The sequence below is a fragment of the Acinetobacter higginsii genome (genome assembly GCF_000369845.1).
Classification (GTDB): Bacteria; Pseudomonadota; Gammaproteobacteria; order Pseudomonadales; family Moraxellaceae; genus Acinetobacter; species Acinetobacter higginsii.
Genome location: NZ_KB850223.1, coordinates 265,284 through 281,658 on the forward strand (window position 1 = coordinate 265,284; position 16,375 = coordinate 281,658).

At 40.5% G+C, this 16,375-nt stretch carries 16 protein-coding genes; 8 read left to right on the forward strand and 8 right to left on the reverse strand.

Going from position 1 to position 16,375, the window contains the following annotated elements; all coding sequences use genetic code 11:
- Positions 1-273: 273 nt before the first annotated feature.
- The 3 genes from prpF to F885_RS01440 all read left to right on the forward strand — a co-directional run bounded on the left by prpF (position 274) and on the right by F885_RS01440 (position 3,111).
- A complete protein-coding gene (gene prpF, locus F885_RS01450; RefSeq protein WP_004803039.1) occupies positions 274-1,461 on the forward strand; it encodes a 2-methylaconitate cis-trans isomerase PrpF in 1,188 nt (395 codons plus the stop codon).
- 170 nt (positions 1,462-1,631) lie between these two features.
- Entirely contained in the window at positions 1,632-2,549 is a 918-nt protein-coding gene (locus F885_RS01445) for a polyprenyl synthetase family protein (RefSeq protein ID WP_004803041.1), read from the forward strand.
- 193 nt (positions 2,550-2,742) lie between these two features.
- On the forward strand, positions 2,743-3,111 hold the full coding sequence (locus tag F885_RS01440) for an MmcQ/YjbR family DNA-binding protein (protein WP_005322653.1): 369 nt from the start codon (positions 2,743-2,745) through the stop codon (positions 3,109-3,111).
- 48 nt (positions 3,112-3,159) lie between these two features.
- On the opposite strand, the gene F885_RS01435 is transcribed toward F885_RS01440, so the two are convergent.
- The 4 genes from F885_RS01435 to F885_RS01420 all read right to left on the reverse strand — a co-directional run bounded on the left by F885_RS01435 (position 3,160) and on the right by F885_RS01420 (position 6,281).
- Positions 3,160-4,011 (reverse strand): SPFH domain-containing protein, encoded by an 852-nt coding sequence (locus F885_RS01435; protein ID WP_004803045.1) that lies wholly within the window; start codon positions 4,009-4,011, stop codon positions 3,160-3,162.
- A gap of 19 nt (positions 4,012-4,030) precedes the next feature.
- Positions 4,031-4,492, reverse strand: a complete 462-nt coding sequence (locus F885_RS01430; protein WP_004803047.1) for an NfeD family protein — start codon at positions 4,490-4,492, stop codon at positions 4,031-4,033.
- A gap of 182 nt (positions 4,493-4,674) precedes the next feature.
- Complete coding sequence (locus F885_RS01425) at positions 4,675-5,592, reverse strand: patatin-like phospholipase family protein (RefSeq protein ID WP_004803049.1); 918 nt, start codon at positions 5,590-5,592, stop codon at positions 4,675-4,677.
- A 62-nt stretch (positions 5,593-5,654) separates the two neighbouring features.
- The gene (locus F885_RS01420; protein WP_004803051.1) at positions 5,655-6,281 is read right to left on the reverse strand and encodes a 1-acyl-sn-glycerol-3-phosphate acyltransferase; all 627 of its coding nucleotides are present in this window, start codon (positions 6,279-6,281) and stop codon (positions 5,655-5,657) included.
- A 144-nt stretch (positions 6,282-6,425) separates the two neighbouring features.
- On the opposite strand from F885_RS01420, the gene F885_RS01415 reads away from it, so the two are divergent.
- From F885_RS01415 to F885_RS01395, 5 genes are all read left to right on the forward strand, one after another.
- Complete coding sequence (locus F885_RS01415) at positions 6,426-7,673, forward strand: MFS transporter (protein WP_005322655.1); 1,248 nt, start codon at positions 6,426-6,428, stop codon at positions 7,671-7,673.
- Between the two features lie 347 nt (positions 7,674-8,020).
- Positions 8,021-9,127: a porin gene (locus F885_RS01410; RefSeq protein ID WP_004803055.1), complete on the forward strand. Its 1,107-nt coding sequence runs from the start codon at positions 8,021-8,023 to the stop codon at positions 9,125-9,127.
- 301 nt (positions 9,128-9,428) lie between these two features.
- Positions 9,429-11,066 (forward strand): phosphoethanolamine transferase, encoded by a 1,638-nt coding sequence (locus F885_RS01405; RefSeq protein WP_005322656.1) that lies wholly within the window; start codon positions 9,429-9,431, stop codon positions 11,064-11,066.
- A 14-nt stretch (positions 11,067-11,080) separates the two neighbouring features.
- Positions 11,081-11,758, forward strand: coding sequence for a DNA-binding response regulator PmrA (locus tag F885_RS01400; protein ID WP_005205969.1), 678 nt, complete (start codon positions 11,081-11,083; stop codon positions 11,756-11,758).
- A gap of 4 nt (positions 11,759-11,762) precedes the next feature.
- The gene (locus tag F885_RS01395; protein ID WP_005205968.1) at positions 11,763-13,106 is read left to right on the forward strand and encodes an ATP-binding protein; all 1,344 of its coding nucleotides are present in this window, start codon (positions 11,763-11,765) and stop codon (positions 13,104-13,106) included.
- Between the two features lie 13 nt (positions 13,107-13,119).
- On the opposite strand, the gene F885_RS01390 is transcribed toward F885_RS01395, so the two are convergent.
- The 4 genes from F885_RS01390 to F885_RS01375 form a co-directional block, all read right to left on the reverse strand.
- Complete coding sequence (locus F885_RS01390; protein WP_005322657.1) at positions 13,120-13,935, reverse strand: lipopolysaccharide kinase InaA family protein; 816 nt, start codon at positions 13,933-13,935, stop codon at positions 13,120-13,122.
- Positions 13,936-13,996: 61 nt separating this feature from the next.
- The gene (locus F885_RS01385; RefSeq protein ID WP_005322659.1) at positions 13,997-14,713 is read right to left on the reverse strand and encodes a phosphatase PAP2 family protein; all 717 of its coding nucleotides are present in this window, start codon (positions 14,711-14,713) and stop codon (positions 13,997-13,999) included.
- 237 nt (positions 14,714-14,950) lie between these two features.
- A complete protein-coding gene (locus F885_RS01380) occupies positions 14,951-15,694 on the reverse strand; it encodes an amino acid ABC transporter ATP-binding protein (RefSeq protein WP_005322661.1) in 744 nt (247 codons plus the stop codon).
- Complete coding sequence (locus F885_RS01375) at positions 15,691-16,374, reverse strand: ABC transporter permease subunit (RefSeq protein ID WP_005322663.1); 684 nt, start codon at positions 16,372-16,374, stop codon at positions 15,691-15,693. The genes F885_RS01380 and F885_RS01375 overlap by 4 nt, the downstream gene beginning before the upstream one ends.
- Position 16,375 lies beyond the last annotated feature (1 nt).

The following is a 16,375-nucleotide window of genomic DNA, read 5'->3' on the forward strand; positions in this document are numbered from 1 at the left end:
TAAAAGTTATTTAAAATCTTATATTTATATGAAAATTAAAATGAAATATGCTGCAATTTTGTACAGCTGGAGAATGCCTTTGTTTTTCCCGACGGATGGAATAGTATTTTTGCCATTGTGAAAGTCTTGAAATCTACTCACTATAATGCACAGATTTTACACATTATGACCAATCCCAAAACCATTGGTCGTATGGTATTTTTGATGGCCGTGCAGTACCTTTAGATTCAAAACCAATCTGCACCAAGAATATGATAAAAGGAAGACATTGACATGAGCTCAGTACCGCAAATAAAAGTCCCAGCAACCTATATGCGTGGGGGGACAAGTAAAGGTGTGTTTTTCAAACTGGATGATTTACCTGAAGCGGCACAAATAGCGGGCAAGGCACGTGATCAACTTCTTCTCCGTGTGATTGGCAGTCCAGACCCTTATGGCAAACAGATTGATGGCATGGGTGGGGCGACCTCAAGCACCAGTAAAACGGTAATTTTGGCAAAAAGTTCTGAGTCAGAACACGACGTTGATTATCTATTTGGTCAAGTATCAATTGATCAGCCGTTTGTCGACTGGAGTGGTAACTGTGGCAACCTAACCGCAGCAGTGGGTTCCTTTGCCATTTCAAATGGTTTGGTCGATGCAGCGCGTATTCCTGAAAATGGGATTTGTACGGTACGGATCTGGCAGAAGAATATTCAAAAAACCATTATTGCACATGTTCCTGTGACCAATGGTCAAGTTCAGGAAACAGGTGATTTTGAACTGGACGGTGTGACTTTCCCCGCAGCTGAAGTTCAGATTGAATTTTTAGACCCAGCGGATGATGGCGAAGAAGGCGGCGATATGTTCCCGACAGGAAACGTTGTGGATCAACTGGTTGTTCCTGAAATTGGCACATTTCAAGCCACATTTATCAATGCAGGTATTCCGACCATTTTCCTCAATGCAGAAGATATTGGTTATCAAGGTACAGAATTACAAGATCAGATTAATGGTGATGCTGCAGCTTTAGCACGTTTTGAGAAAATTCGTGCTTATGGCGCAGTACATATGGGTTTGATTGAAGATATTTCAGAAGCAGCTGCGCGTCAGCATACGCCTAAAATTGCTTTTGTATCACAACCAAAGAGCTATACCTCATCAAGTGGTAAACCCGTCGAGACCAGTGATGTGGACTTATTGGTACGTGCTTTGTCGATGGGCAAATTACATCATGCCATGATGGGAACGGCAGCAGTTGCGATTGGTACGGCAGCCGCTATTCCAGGAACCTTAGTGAATTTGGCTGCTGGTGGCGGTGAGCGTGAAGCCGTTCGTTTCGGTCATCCATCTGGGACTTTACGTGTGGGTGCTCAAGCTGAATTGATTGATGGTAAGTGGTCTGTTAAAAAAGCCATTATGAGTCGCAGTGCGCGTGTGTTGATGGAAGGCTGGGTTCGTGTACCAGGGGATACCTTCTAGTTTATTTTCTTTTTGAGTTTTATAGGTAAGGCCTTCATTTGAAGGCCTTATTATTTTAGGTCTATTAAAAATACAAACACAATTTCATGAGATAAATAATGTTATGATGTGGCAATTCTGACAAGTCTTGTCATTTTACTCTTCCATTCAGATTTCCTGAGGCAACAACTGTGTCATCTATCTCTCAAGTTAATGCGGATGTTCTAAAACAAGCTCAACAACGTATTCAACAAGATTTATTGACAGCATTGGCTGCATTTTCAATTCCAGAACCTTTAAAAGCAGCCGTTCATCATACCGTGATGTTAGGTGGTAAGCGGGTTCGTCCTGCACTCTGTTATGCAGCAGCGTCATTACAGCCGAATCACAACTTTGCAGCAGCACGCCGTGCCGCAGTTGCGGTTGAATTGATACACTGTTATTCGTTGGCACATGATGATTTACCATGCATGGACAATGATTTACTACGTCGTGGACAACCAACCTGTCATGTTGCATTTGGTGAAGATACGGCCTTATTGGCGGGTGATATTTTGCAGTCGATGGCATTTGAGATTTTGGGCAGCCGTTTGTTTGATGAGCAGGGCCAAGGAACTGAAGCTGCCATTGTCTTAAAACAAGTGCAAATCTTGGCAACAGCAAGTTCAAGAATGGTTTGTGGTCAGGTATTGGATTTACAGGCCGAAGGGGAAGGAAAACAAGTTGATCAAGCTGAATTGGAAAATATTCACCGCAATAAAACAGGGGCTTTGATTCAAGCGGCGATTATGATGGGCGCGGTGACCATTTTTAATGGGACTGATCAGGCCATTCCGAAATTACGCCAATTTGGGCAAACGATTGGTTTAGCCTTCCAAGTGCAAGATGATATTCTAGATGTGACGGCAAGCACTGAGACTTTAGGTAAAACTGCTGGTAAAGATGAGCAAGTTCAAAAATCAACTTATCCATCGTTGATGGGCTTAGCACAAGCACAGGCTTATGCACAAACTTTACATGATCAAGCCTTTGAAGCCTTGGCTTATTTTGGTGCTGATGCCAAAGAGCTGGTCGAAATTTCGCAGTTTTTACTGGCACGGAAAAGTTAATCTTTCGTCAGCTTTGATCTATTATTGAGTGTTATAAAAGACCATCCTTGTATGGTCTTTATTTTTGGAGTCGGTATATACCTTAAGATGATCAACAGAATAGATTTAAGCAGTTTATAAATCATTGTTTTAATATAAAAGTGAATCTAAGATAAATAGATGATCCATAGAAATAACAACAGAGCATCACTTTATGAATGACGATCAATTAGAACAATGTGCGCTTGAATATGGACAACAACTGGCTTTTTCCATCCAATCACAACCTTTTGGTCCAGACTGTGAGGTCTTTAAGGTCTTTGATAAGGTATTTATGTTGATTGGTGCTTATTCTGGCAAGTTGCTGGTGACGATTAAATGCGAGCCTGAGAAAAGTTTGGAATATCAGGAACTTTATCCTTCGATTTCGGCAGGCTACCATATGAATAAGAAACACTGGATATCAATTGCCAGTAGTCATGAAATTACAGCTGATTTGCTGCAAGATCTGATTAAAGATTCTTATGATTTGGTGGTGGGGAAACTCCCACTTAAAGATCGAAAACGGATTCAGAATGTATAAAAAATAAAGCAGCGATAACGCTGCTTTATTTTGATTTGAAAAATGGGTTTAGTGTTTACCCATAATTCCACGAATGGCATTGAGTACATCCGCTGGAAGGACCACAGTTTTTGCATTGCTAGATTTTGAAAGATCTTGCATCGCTTTCACATATTGCTCACCGAGTAAGTAAGCAACAGGGATTTCTTTATCACCGACAGCTGTCGTGACCATTTCAATCGCACGTTGTGAAGATTCTGCAAGAACAACCTGTGCCTCTGCATCACGACGCGAAGCTTCCAAACGACCATCCGCTTCTAGAATCGCAGCCTGTTTTTCACCATCTGCTTTAGTCACCGTCGCACGACGTTGACGCTCAGCCGCCGCTTGAGCTTCCATCGCAGCTTGCATGGTGTGAGATGGCTGAATATCTTGGATTTCAACCGTTTTCAGGGTAATGCCCCAATCTGAAATATCATCAGAAATGGCTGCTTTTAACTTCGCTTTGATATGATCACGTGAAGAAAGCGCATCATCCAAATCCATTTCACCAACGATTGAACGGAGTGAAGTTTGAACAAGGTTTTGAATGGCCCAAGTATAGTTTTCAATCCCATACACCGCTTTTTCTGGTGTTGTCAGGTTGATATAAGCTACGGCATTCATCACCAGTACAGCATTGTCTCGGGTAATGACTTCTTGTGAAGGAATATCTAAAACAATATCTTTCGTGGTAATTTTATAAGCAACTTCGTCTACATATGGAATCACGAAATTGAGACCAGGATTCAACGTGGTATGGTATTTACCTAAACGTTGAACAATCCATTTATAACCTTGGGGAACAATACGAACCCCTTTAAAGATGGTTATAGCAATAAAAGCTAAAAAAGCTAAAACAACAATAGTACCGACAGACATTGAAAACCCTCTTTTGTGTTTATGACGTGCTATGCGGTTGAACGACTAAATCATTACCCAAAATATCAACGACTCGAACGCGATCGCCGACTTGTACAGGTACAGTACAACGGCAATTCCATTCATCAGAACCTAAAACAGGCATCGAGAAGCGTACAATAATTTGTCCATGTTCAAGACCAGTCTGGATCACCATACCGACTTGACCAATGGTTGCTTCACGAGGAAGTCCTGCTTTGGTTTTATCAATGGAGAGAGGTTTGATAAATTTGAACCAAAGAATCGTGCATAAAATAGATAAAATTCCCCAAGTAATGACTTGGGTGGTAAAGCCCATCATCGGGAAAAGCCACAGTAAAATACAGACCATGACGGCTGCTATGCCAAACCATAATGCAGCAAAAGCAGGCAAAATTAACTCTGAAAGAATGAGTAAAATCCCTAATACAAACCAGTGCCAAGGTTCAACTACAAATTCCATAGATTTGCTCGCATCATTAAACGGAGTGAAGGTGAAAAAATATTCACCTTTAGCACTCTAGCAGATCATTATCTTTATGAATATACAAAGATTGTTTTTTTGGAATTTGGGGCTGTTGGTCATGAGAAATCTTGCTTAGATTGCAAGTCGTTATGCAGATCAACAGCCCTTGAGGAGGATTTTTAGAATTTAGACTTTGGCGCAGGCTTAAGGGCAGCAGGGGAGTTTTTAAACGTCGTAATCGCATTTCGAATCGCAGTGATCTTGGCTTGAGCCGCTTTTTCACCTTCCAAAATTGCTTCATTACTGGATTTAAGATCAAGTGCACCGAGATGACCGACTTTAGGTTGAATCACGACAGTGGCTTGATTGAGCTCTTCATTAATACTTTGCTGTCCCATAATATTAATGGTTTGATCGAGTAAGCCCCACATACTTAAAGGTTTGCCTCCTACCGGACGTGCAGAAATATCTACGGCAATCACAATATCGGCCCCCATATCTTTGGCTGTTTTGACAGGAATTGGACTGACTAAGCCACCATCTACATATTTGGTATTGCCAATCACCGCAGGCACAAACACGTTTGGAATACTACAAGAAGCTCGTACAGCTTGACCTGCGTTGCCTTTAATAAACTCTGCTTTTTTTCCATTATCTAAGCGCGTTGCGACCGCAGCAAAACGAATTGGGAATTGCTCAATTGGTTTATTGCCCACTTGCGTATTTACATAGTTTTGTAGTTTTTGGCCGAGGATAATACCTTGACTATTCAAAGTTAAATCGCGTAAATCAGATTCTTGCAGTTTTAACGCCAGATTCTGCATTTGATAAGGGGTTTGTCCACTGGCATAAATACTGCCCACGAAACTCCCTGCACTGGTGCCCGTCACGATTTTGGCTTTAATGCCATGTGACTCTAACACTTTGATCACGCCAATATGGGCAAAGCCTTTGGCACCGCCACCACCCAACGCGAGTGCAATGACAGGTTCACGTGCTTTAATCGCCGTAGTTTGAGGTGTTTTCTTTGCTGTTTGATCACAACCAAATAAAGCGAGACTTAGAACAGCCAAGCAAGACAGTCGAGCAATTTTCATATCAGGTGCAGATAAAATGTACAAAAAGATGGGCACATCAGAGCAGATTTGCCCTTAACTTTCTAGTTTTTTTTCACAAGTTTTTGTAAGGGTTCTGCCAGCCAATCTGGGTTTTTGGGCGAGAAGTGTCCGACATAACGTTGCATGATGTGCTCTAAGTCTTGTTGATAGTGACCTGTTGGGGTAAAAGCACCTAAGCAGTAAATGGTTTTATGGTCGTAATCAAAAGCAAACATTACGATGGGAATCCCAGCAGCATGGGCAATATGATAGAAACCACTTTTCATTTTCTCTGCTTTTTTACGTGTTCCTTCAGGCGCCATCCCAATCCAGATTTTATCGTGTTGATGAATCGTGGCAACAACTTGCTCTGTCAAACCATGAGCACTATCACGATGAACAGGAATGAGTCCTGCCCAGTTTAAAAGTGGCTTCAAAGCTGGTTTAAATAAAGTATCTTTACCTAAAACCGTAATTTTTAAGCCCAAGCCACCTATAGCGAGAAAACCATACCAACCATCAATATTGGAAGTATGTGGCGAGATAATGGCAACAGCTTTAGGTAGATTGGGAATTTCACCAACAACCGTCCAGCCTTGACCGAGAAAAAGTTTTTTACACAATGCACGACTATAAGCTGTACCACGTTGTGGAACCAGCGGAGGTAAATCTGGAAAATGCTGTGGCATAAATCACGATATGTAATGACAACTACAATTATGTTAAACACTCATGACAGCGCCTGCATTGGCAAAAAATAAGATTTTATTGCCTTACAGATGAAAGGATTGGATACTTAATCGACTTTATTGTACTGCCATGGAAAACGCGGAATGCCTAATCTTCGACAGATTTACATTTTATTGTTTTCTTTGTATTGGGCACAGGGCTTGCCTGTTGGCTTTATGACGCATGCATTACCTGTGATTTTAAGGGCACAAGGGGTATCGCTGGCGCATATTGGTGGTTTCGGCTTATTGATGTTGCCTTGGTCGATTAAGATTTTTTGGGCTGCTTATGTGGATCGGTTTGCCTTATTTGGATTCGGGCACTACCGTAGCTGGATCATTCCGACGCAACTTTGCAGCGTTGTTATTCTAATTATTCTCTCATTTTTCCCTATCTATGCCTTGGATCAACCGAGTTATCTACTGATTTTCTTTGGCTTACTCTTGTTGATGAATTTAACAGGGGCAACCCAAGATATTGCCACAGATGGTTTGGCTGTCAATTTACTCAAAAGTGATCAGCAGCATTGGGGCAATACCTTCCAAGTGATCGGATCACGTTTAGGTTTTATTGTTGGGGGCGGAGCTGTACTTTGGTGTTTGGATTGGCTGGATTGGCAAAGCACATTTCTGGCTTTGGCAGGTTTGGTTTTTTTAAACACATTGCCTGTTTTATTTTATTCCGAGCCGCAACATGAAAGCAAAGACACACTCAATAAAGCGAATGTTCAATCCTTTACTCAGGCAATTAAAGCTTATTTAAATTATTTTCAATCCTCTCAAGAGTTAAAAGCATGGCTGTTGGTACTGATCAGTTTTAAAGTGGCTGATGGCCTAGCAGGACCTTTATTGAAACCATTGATGGTGGATATGGGGCTGAATTTCACTCAGATTGGGGTGTTTATTACCATGTTTGGAGCGGTTGCGGCATTATTGGGAGCGGCTGTCGCTGGACTATTATTAAAATATTTCTCTAGAACAAGTTGTTTAATCGTATTCTCATTTCTGAAAATTATAAGTTTGGGGGCGTATGCCGTTCTCGGCTATGCCTATGAATCTCGTTATCAAATTGCTCCACTTTGGTTGTATGTGGTAAATGCGGTTGAAGATGCCTGTTCTGCAATGCTGCTGGTGGTGATGCTGACACTGGTCATGCAATATAGCCGTAAACAATTTGCAGGAACGGACTTTACCTTTCAGGTATCGATCATGGCAACGGTCAGTGGTTTATTGTATTTATTCAGTGGTGTGGTGGGCGATTGGCTGGGCTATGCAGATTATTTACTGGTGATCTGCATCATTTCAATGCTGTGTTTGAGTCCGATCTTTTATTGGAAAAATAAAGCAAGATAAAGGTCACTTTTTATTACAATTTTTGTGTTTAAACGATGTATGTTGAAACAAATAATCTGGGTATATGACTCAGCTTATATAGGAATGGAATGATTTTCGTCGGATTTTATCATTTTATGAATATAGAGATTTCTGTGAGTAAGAATACAGAAATATTGTGATAATTAATTGATATAGATATTAAATTTAGAGTAGATATTGTCGTAAATAAGTCAATTAGAATGAATAACTGAATGTATAAAAATTAAACTTTAGTCGAAATTGGAATAAATTAATAAGATTTTAATCGTTTTGTCATATAAAGTTAATGTGTAGGATTTGTTACAAATTTAACCAGGATGTAAACAATGAAAATCAAAATTGTAACAGCAGCAGTGCTTAGTTTACTTGCAACAACCACTTTTGCTGCACCAACATTTTATGGCGAGATTGATGCCAGTGTTGATTATTTACCAGAAAAAAATGCAACGAAGTCAAACAAAGACGTTTGGGAAATCAGCTCAAACAGTTCATTCCTTGGACTTAAAGGTGATGAAAAGCTAACTGAGCGTTTAAGCGCAGTTTATGCAATTGAATGGGGCTTTAGCGCTGATGGTGATAGCAATGATTGGGTACAGCGTAACCGTTTTGTCGGTTTGAAAGATGCGCAATTGGGTACTTTGAAAATTGGTAAGCATGATACGCCTGTAAAACAATTATCGAGCGTTGTAGATACTTTTAACAACTATGTTGCCAACAAGGCTGATATCACAGGTATTTTCACAGGTGAAAACCGTATTGATAATGCAGTGATTTATGAATCACCAGCAGTGAAATTACTCGATGGTGCATTTAAATTTAATGCGTTACTTGCAACAGGTGAGTCTTCTGGTATTAAAGCAACCAGTGGCGGCGCAAAAGTTGCTGGTCGTGGTTTAGGTGATGCATGGTCAGCATCTGTAACTTATGAAAATCCATTGGTGGTAGCTGGTCTTGGTTATGACAAAGCGATTCCAAGCACCTTCCTTGGTCGTGGTTTCTTAAATGCTGCTGAGCCTGCAATTGCTGGTGGTGGCTTGTTTGCAGCGGCAAATACGGTACGTGCAATTGGTAAAGTCACGCCGCTTGAAGGCTTGGCACTTAAAGCACTGTATCAGACTTCAGAAGTAGAAGCTGTGTCTGGTAATGCGCCAGGTTCAGAAAATATTGATGATACACAAGGTTGGTTGTTAGGCGCGGAATATAATATCCCTCAAGCGAAGAACTGGACGGTGAAAGGTCAATATAGTCAGAATGATACGAGCTTTAAAACCAATACTGCTGACTTTAAAGCAAAACAAATTATTGCTGGTGCAGATTATGCATTTAACAAACAAGTTAAGACTTATGGTTATGCAGGTTATCTAACGCTTGAGCAAGCAAGCAAAAAGGATAAACAACCTGTTGCAGGCTTAGGTTTAGAGTTCAAATTCTAATCTGCTTTTATTTAAAAAAATGCCCTTTAAGTTTGCTTAAAGGGCATTTTTGTTTATATTGTTTTTTCTTTAAATAGAATAGTTTATTTTCATAAAACGCTAGGCTACAAGGATGGAGGATTACTTCAACAAGGATTTATAAAAATAGGACCTTATTCATACTTTAATTACTCCAATTCTTAATTAACTCAATTTTCAACCTGTCATTTGTTGGGTTGCTATTGTTTTGTTTAAGTCATTTTTAAGTTTTTATTCTTATCTTAAAAAAAGCTAAGAAATTTATTTTTAGATTGTGATGCTTATGTTGCTAAAAAGACTCAAAACCAAGACCATTTCATTACTTACCTTCAATGTGTTACTCGCAGTTTGGTTAGGGGTTTTTCTGAATTTTGCATTTTATGAAAAGATGCAGACACTGACCCCCTATACAGGTTTTAAAGCAGGACTATTTGTTTTAGCCTCAGTCGGTGTGGTAACTGCATTCTATACTTTTCTTTTTCAAGTTTTGAATTGGAAATGGACCGTAAAACCAATTGCAATCGCCTTAGTTTTTATTGGTGGTTTTGCCTCTTATGCGGTTAATACTCTAGGGGTCTGGATCACTTCAGACCAAATTCAAAACCTGATGCAAACGGATATCGCTGAAGCAAAAGATACCTGGTCTTGGCATTTGCTGGTCTGGATCATTGGTATGGTGATTGTGCCGATTATTGTGATTTTGCTGATTAAACTAAAACCAGAACCTGTTATTCGACAAATTTGGAAAAAGGTGGTGGCTTCACTTGTTTCTTTAGCTATGGTTGGTGGTTTACTATTTGTCTTTTATGTCGATTTTGCTGCAATCTTTCGTGAAAACCGCGATTTAAAAGGCATGATTTCTCCTCAAAATATGATTGCTTCATTTGTATCGTATTATAAAAAGAAAGCACCAAAGGAAAATTTACCTCTGGTGACTTATGGCGAAGATGCTCAAGCAACGCAATCATCAACAGCTGTACCCAAATTGATGGTATTGGTGGTGGGTGAAACGGCGCGTGCAGAAAATTTTTCTTTAAATGGTTATGCAAAAGATACGAATCCTAAGTTATCCAAACAAGATATTTTGAATTTCTCTCAGGTGAGTTCGTGTGGTACAGCAACGGCAGTTTCAGTACCTTGTATGTTCTCTGGTATGCCAAGAGAAGATTACGATGAACGTCTCGCGAGTCATCGAGAAGGTCTACTGGATATTGCAAAACGAGCGGGTTACCAAGTGACTTGGATTGATAATAATTCGGGTTGTAAAGGGACTTGTGACCGTGTTGAGCAATTTAAAATCCCTGAGCCAATTCAACAGAAATGGTGTAAGGATGGAGAGTGCCTGGATGATATTCTGATTGATAGTTTAAAAGCTTATATTGAAACAATCCCGAAAGATGATACCCGTCCACATTTAGTGGTATTGCATCAAATGGGCAGCCATGGACCAGCCTATTATAAGCGGGTACCTGCTGAATACCGTGTATTTAAACCAACTTGTGACACCAATGCGATTCAGGGCTGTACTCAAGAAGCACTCGTGAATAGCTATGATAATACTTTGCTTTATACCGATTATGTTTTAGATTCATTGATTGAAACATTAAAAAATACAACGAAATATCAAACAGGTTTGTGGTATTTGTCTGATCATGGTGAATCAACAGGTGAGAGTGGGATGTATTTGCATGGTGCACCTTATGCGATCGCACCGACGCAACAAACCCATGTACCGATGGTGATGTGGTTCTCTCAGACATGGCAGCAACAAGCCGCGAAGCAAGTCAAATGTTTGGCACAACAAAGTAAAAATAAGCTGAGCCAAGATAACTTGTTCCCAACCATGCTGAGTTTGCTTGATATCAAAACCAAGGTAATTAATGCTAAAAATGACATGTTGCAGACATGTCCTAACCCATAAGGTGTAATGAAATCATGACTAAGATCTTGATGATAGAAGATGATTTTATGATTGCTGAGTCAACATTGACTTTATTGCGATATCATCAGTTTGAGGTGGAGTGGGTCAATAACGGGGTCGATGGACTAGCTTTGTTAACCAAACAGTCTTTTGATTTAATCTTGTTGGATTTAGGCCTACCTTTGATGGATGGGATGCAAATTCTCAGACAGATTCGTCAACGTAGTTCAATACCTGTGTTGATTATTTCTGCACGAGATCAGTTACAAAATCGTGTTGATGGTCTCAATCAAGGTGCAGATGATTATTTGATCAAACCGTATGAGTTTGATGAATTACTTGCACGAATCAATGCGTTATTACGTCGTGGCAGTGTAGAAACAGCACAATTGAAAAGTCAGTCACAATTGTTAAAAAGTGGTGAGTTGATTCTTGATGTTGAACAGCACTTGGCGACATTTAAAGGACAACAGATTGAACTTTCTAATCGGGAATGGGCCATTCTGATCCCGATGGTTTCTCATCCAAATAAAATTTTCTCGAAAGCTAATTTGGAAGACAAACTGTATGATTTTGACAGTGAAGTGACCAGTAATACCATTGAAGTCTATGTGCACCATTTACGAGCCAAACTTGGAAAAGACTTTATTCGAACCATTCGTGGTCTAGGTTATCGTTTGGGGCAAGCTTAAACTTATGAAAAAAACTCAGCATTATTCACTCAAGAAAAGACTGATTTGGGGGACCTCTATTTTCAGTATTGTGCTGGGTTGTTTCTTGATTTTAGCCGCATATAAAATTTCATTGCATGAAGTCGATGAAATTTTAGATACCCAAATGCAGTATATGGCGGAACGTTCAAGTTCTCAGCCAGTAACGCCAACGGCAAGTCGGGTGGAGTTGCACAGAACCTACCATGAAGAGGATTTGTTGATTGATATTTGGGCCTATAAAGATCAAAGTCATTTATGGCATCAGACCCATCTCTTGCTCCCGCCTGTGAAACAAGCTGGTTTTTATACCCAAAACACACCGCAAGGAAAGTGGCGTGTGTATGTGATTCCATTAAAAGACTATCAGATTCAAGTCAGTCAACAAGAAGAGGTACGCCATGCGTTTGCGTGGGAGTTGGCCGGGAGTATGTTTGTCCCTTATCTGCTCTTATTGCCGATTGCGATTTTGGTGTTAGCATTTATTATCAGTTTGAGCTTAAAACCCTTAGATGATTTTAAAACGGAATTGACCCAACGTGATTCGGATGGTTTATCACCGATAGATGTGAAAGATTATCCACAAGAACTGTTACCCACCATTGAAGAAATGAATCGTTTATTTGAGCGTATTCAGCATGCTCAAACTGAGCAAAAGCAATTTATTGCCGATGCCGCGCATGAACTTAGAACACCTGTGACTGCACTGAATTTGCAAACCCGAATTTTGATCAGTCAGTTTCCAGAACATGAGGCTTTGCAAAATCTGAGTAAAGGCTTAGCCCGTATTCAACATTTAGTCACCCAGCTTTTGGCATTGGCTAAGCAGGATGTTGCACTAAGCCTGATTGAACCCAATACTAATTTCAGATTGAACGATGTTGCACTCAACTGTGTTGAGCAATTGGTGAATTTAGCCATGCAAAAGGAGATTGATTTAGGCTTTGAGCGCAATGATCCGATTGAAATGCAGAGTCTTGAATCAACGGTACATTCGATTATTTTTAACCTGATTGACAATGCAATTAAATATACCCCGAATCAAGGCATTATTAATATTTCAGTCTATAGCGATACCGATGATTTTGCCTATATTCAAATCGAAGATAGTGGTAATGGAATTGATCCTGAACAATACGACAAAGTACTAAAACGTTTTTATCGTGTCCACCATCACTTAGAAGTGGGTAGTGGGCTTGGACTTTCAATTGTAGATAAAGCCACCCAACGTTTAGGTGGGGTTTTGACTTTATCTCGGAGTATTGAATTAGGCGGTTTGAGCGTATTGGTCAGATTACCAAAGAAACTTGCGCATCATGAACCGCATTGAATATAACGAGGGCTTAATTTGACTGAGTATTGGCTTCAGATTGCTGTTTCAGATCGCGCAGAAATAACACACATTTCTGGATACGTTTACCATCATTGCCGACTTTGCTGACATTCAAGCGTAATACCCAGTTTAAACGTTTACCGACCTTACAAATATCTTTATAGACTTGAGGTTCATCCAGTAAAGCTTGATAAAGCAGTTGGCTGGCTGGCTCGAGTCGTTCAAATTCAAAATGATAGGCTGTCGAGAAGATAAATAGTAACCAGTCACGAACAAAACAATCATGCAGGCTGAGCACATCTCGCGGATCTGTTTCAAAATCAATAAAAGTAAACTGATTTTGTTCATCGACCAGAATGTTCCGCGCAAAGGCTTCACTTAAATAACCCTCATTCGCATGCAACTGGCGAATGGCCTGAATGGCTTGATGAAATAAGCCGAATTGTTGTTCTGGATGATCTTTAAGGCTTGCAATTTTCTGGTCTAGTTGGCTGACATGGCTTTGACGTTGTGAGCCGACATCTTCGAGCAGAATGCCTTTTTTTGAGAGTGCCAATACATTTGGTGTTGAAATCCCTAATGCTTTGAGCTGCTGAATACGTTTGAATTCACATTGGATTGCAACTGCCCCCCCTTGGTTGGGAACTGGGGTGATGGAGCCGAGATTAAATATTTTTGCTAGCCATTTCAGAGGCGTATATAACCACAAACCATGACGTTCAGATGCTTTTTTAAGCCATACTTTACGTGAATCTAGTTCATAAGACTGAATAGAGTCGGATTGCGTTGCTAAAGTGGATTCCAAAAAAGATTGATAGTCAGACATACGGCAGCAAAAATAATCCTAATGTGAGCGTCAAACATACTCGTTGTTTGAGTACGGGCGTTCACTTTACCACATCAATTGTCGATAACGGTATAGAATTACGATTTGTAATGGCTTGGTGGCGTTTATAAGTGAACGCATACAACACAAGGTTCACAGCAACGCAAACCCATGCAGTCCACAAATTATGACTCAAAAAATGGGCGCCGCGCATCATCTGAGCCCAACCCATCGCAAATCCAATGATCATTGCTGCCACGAGATAAAACCAAGCACGTTGTGTTTGATGTAGACGATAGGCAAAATAGCCTGTGACCAATGCAAAACCTGTACTGGCATGTCCACCTGGAAAGCAGTGTCCAGCAGTTGCAGAGAAATCCCAGATAAAGCCTGTTGGCGTTTCATGGGTCATGTACCATGGACAGGCGTGATAAGAATGGGCTTTGAGTAGTCCTACGATACCTGTACAGAGCATGCTGACCCAAAACATATAACCATATTGCCAACGTTGTGGTTTCAGCTTTTCGACTTTAAAAGAGGCGCACCACAAAAAGAAAAAAACCACATAAACAAGCGTTAAAAGTTGTTTGACGTAAGTATGGTTAAGTTTATCGAGAAACCAATCATTTTTATAAGGGAAGCCACCATGTTGACTGACCCAAGGTTGAATCAGTTGCATGTCAATGGTTCCACCGACTGGAAACACGAACAACAAGATGAAAAAGCTGACCAATAATAGAAAGCTCATCAATGCGAAGAAAGGTGTTTTCAAAATCATGGAACGTATTATTAAAATCAGATGACAATTGTGTTATTTAATGTGAATAAGCTTAATTGGCTCTTAAATCATCATAAAAAAATGTTAGTGGAGGGGAGTTAAAAATAAGCACAAACTTATTTTTTAAATGTTTGAAATTATTTTATTTTTTTGTTTAAGTATATTTTATGATTTTTCCTTGTTCCATTTCAGCATAAAGCAGCCATTTGGCTGCTTTATGCTGAAACCAAGAACTGATTAGTGCAGGATTTTATTCAGGAATTGCTGTGCACGTTCACCACGTGGCGCCCCAAAGAATTCATCTTTAGAACAGTCTTCTACGATTTTACCTTGGTCCATGAAAATAATGCGATTGGCGACCTGACGGGCAAAGCCCATTTCATGCGTCACACACATCATGGTCATGCCTTCTTTGGCCAATCCCACCATCACATCGAGAACTTCATTGATCATTTCAGGGTCAAGCGCAGAAGTTGGCTCATCAAATAGCATTGCGATTGGGTCCATACTGAGGGCACGAGCAATCGCAACCCGTTGCTGTTGCCCCCCTGAAAGCTGGGCGGGATATTTATTGGCATGGGCACTGAGCCCCACCCGATCCAGATAAGCCAGTCCTTTTTTATTGGCTTCCGCTTCTGAACGACCCAGCACTTTGATCTGTGCAATGGTCAGGTTTTCGGTAATGCTGAGATGAGGAAACAATTCAAAGTGCTGGAACACCATACCGACACGGCTACGTAGTTTAGTCATATCCGTTTTAGGTTCGTGAACGGGCACGCCATCGACAAAGATCTTACCTTGCTGAAAGGGTTCTAGCCCATTTACGGTTTTAATCAAGGTTGATTTTCCTGAACCTGATGGACCGCAGACCACCACTACTTCACCTTGGCAAATTTGGGTACTGCATTCGGTTAGGACCTGAAATTGATCGTACCATTTACTGACATTCTGGAGGTCTATCATTACTTTATTGTTGCTCATACACTTAACCTCCTTTGTAAACGTTTCACTGCGAATGTTGCTAAAGCACTAATCGTGAAGTACACCAGTCCTGCAAATAAAATATATTGGGTGAGTAGAGACATTAAATCGCCACGAACATAATTTGTTCTGAAAAAATCCAGTAATCCAATGGCATAGACCATGGTGGAATCCTGAAACAGGATGATGGTCTGTTGAAGCAGTAACGGTGTCATTTTTCTAAATGCCTGTGGCAGAATAATCAGTCGCATGGATTGGCCATAGCTCATGCCCAATGCAGAAGCTGCGGCAGCTTGACCTTTGGGAATGGATTGAATCCCTGCACGGACAATTTCAGAAAAATAGGCGGCTTCAAACAGCATGAAGGCGACAATACTTGAAACCAAAGCGGTATCAATGGTCAGATATTGTCCTGTAATTGCGGTATAAAAAAATGGCACAGCAAAATAGAACCACATCAGCACCAGTAGCAGGGGAATGGAACGGAATAGATCCACATAAGCCTGCGCAATCCAATTTAAAATTTTGATTGATGACAGGCGCATCAGAGCCACGAGAGTACCAATGGCAATACCGCCAATGGTCGCAATCATCACGACTTTTAAGGTAATGCTGAATCCATACCACAGCGCAGGTCCAGACTGCTGTAAGTCACTGAGAAAAGACGTTAGCCATTCCATA